Consider the following 2,247-nt stretch of genomic DNA (forward strand, 5'->3'; position numbering starts at 1 on the left):
CCCAGTACTACGGTGGATGGCGGCCTGTACCTAAGGCACTCCCTGGAAACGGGGAGCAAACAGATTGCAGGACACCTAAGGCTATTGGAGAGGGTAACTCGCCAGTTCTCTACTCTACCCTATATTCTACCGACCGTTAGGAAGCGACCACCAAGGTCTTGGGATAGGCGGCCTTGTTCATCGTTTGGGCCATTTATCGACCAGGTGAATAGACTGAAGACTGAAGGCTGAAGGCTATTGAACCTCAGCCTTCAGCCTTTAGCTATCCGCTAAACAGACGCCTCTAAAGATTAGGGGAAGGGGATAAGCAGGTGCAGACTAATAAGATTAGACTCCTTTTTGTATTTGGGACAAGACCGGAGGCCATTAAGGTGGCCCCGGTAATTAAGATATTGGAAAATGATAAGGAATTTATCTCTATTCTCGGCGTGACGGCCCAGCACCGGGAAATGTTGGATCAAGTCCTAAACCTCTTTGAAATCAAGCCCGACTATGACCTCGATATAATGACGGATAACCAGGATTTGTATGATATTACTTCCCATACTCTTTCAGGCATAAGAGATATTTTGCATAAGGAAAGGCCTGATGTGGTTCTGGTTCAGGGTGATACTACCACGGCCTTTGTGGCTGCTTTAGCGGCTTTTTACGCGGGGATTCCGGTGGGGCATATAGAGGCGGGTTTAAGAACAGGCGATCTTAGGGCGCCTTTTCCGGAAGAGGCAAATCGTGCCTTGATTGGAAGATTAGCTGCCTACCATTTTCCTCCCACCGAAGAAAGTAAAAAAAACCTTCTTAGAGAAAATGTGCCTCAGGATAAGATATTTGTAACAGGCAATACTATAGTAGATGCCTTACTTATGATACGGGACAGAGTGATAAAAAAAGACCCGCAAATCTGGGCCAAACAGCTTGGTTCCACCCTTCCGGTGATTAAAGATCCCTCCAGGCGCCTCATATTGGTTACAGGTCACCGCCGGGAAAACTTCGGCCAGGGATTTCTAAGTATATGTAAGGCTTTGGCTTCAATAGCCAGAAAGTTCAGGGAGATAGAGATTATCTATCCGGTCCATCTCAATCCTAATGTTCGTAAGCCGGTAATGAATCTCCTTGGTAAATATGAAAATATACATTTAATAGATCCAATAGATTATGCCCCCTTTATCTATCTTATGAATCGGTCGCATATCATTATTACAGATTCAGGGGGGGTGCAAGAGGAGGCCCCTGTTCTGGGAAAGCCGGTATTAGTTATGCGGGAGGTTACCGAACGGCCTGAAGGGATTGCAGCAGGCACAGCTATTCTGGTAGGGACTGATCCCGATAGAATCTTTAATGAAGCTACTAAGTTATTGATGGATGATAAGGCGTATAAAAAGATGAGCCGGGCACATAGTCCTTATGGCGACGGGAAGGCATCGCAGAGAATAATAGAGATTTTGCGCCACTACTGCCGCTCGGCGAAAGTTCCTGGGCGGTTTCAGCCGGGTTCGAGGATTTAAGATTTATGGGACGGTTCACTTTAGTGTGAGAGCTTGCGTCTAAAAGATGAAGTGATTTGTAGCAAAATTGCAGTTAAATTTAACCAAGAGCAGATAGCGACAGGAAATTTTCAGGTGTTATTTGGTTAGGACAACGTATTAGACCGGCATTTTTGTAAGCAACGGACATAATTCGCCGACAGTTTTATTATCGGTAAGACAAAGAGGCATGAGTTTAGTCAGACAGCTTCTGCAAGTATTTGTTTAAAAAGATAGGAGATGACTTCATTAGGATCAAATTTCTTCGAGTATTGTTGTGAAACCTCTCCAAGCTCGGGGGACATGGGGGACGGTGGTGTAGAAAGCAAAAAAACATTTGACACATCAAATACCAGAATGTATAATTGAACTATGCCAAGGAAACCTAAGATTAGATGCTCCCGGAGTTTTACATCATGTGATCGTTCGAGGGATTGTAGCCAAGACCGAACTGAGCTCAGTAGGCAAGATGATCTTAGGCCAATGGCTAAAATAAATTACTTTCTACACCACCGTCCCCTATGTTCTACTGAGCCCTTTAGCAACTTGTACATAAGCAGGTAAAAAGTCGCCAAGCAAAAAGATGGGGCAAAAGGAGACGCCGATACACTGGCGCACAAGGCCTTTGATCGAAGAGGAGGATTTTTTGACACAGGCAAGACCTCTGATAAGTCCATATTCACAGATAACCAAACCGAGGGAAACAGATTTATAGAAGATTTGAGGG

2 protein-coding genes are annotated in these 2,247 nt (G+C 44.9%); one reads left to right on the forward strand and one right to left on the reverse strand.

Annotated features, from left to right (window positions below):
* Window positions 1-326 precede the first annotated feature (326 nt).
* Window positions 327-1,502 (forward strand): UDP-N-acetylglucosamine 2-epimerase (non-hydrolyzing), encoded by a 1,176-nt coding sequence (gene wecB / locus AB1797_13975; protein MEW5768695.1) that lies wholly within the window; start codon window positions 327-329, stop codon window positions 1,500-1,502.
* A gap of 537 nt (window positions 1,503-2,039) precedes the next feature.
* On the opposite strand, the gene AB1797_13980 is transcribed toward wecB, so the two are convergent.
* Window positions 2,040-2,247 (reverse strand): hypothetical protein (locus AB1797_13980; protein MEW5768696.1); only part of this gene is annotated, 208 nt, incomplete at its 5' end.

The sequence above is a fragment of the bacterium genome (genome assembly GCA_040753085.1).
In the GTDB taxonomy this organism is placed as follows: Bacteria; UBA9089; JASEGY01; order JASEGY01; family JASEGY01; genus JASEGY01.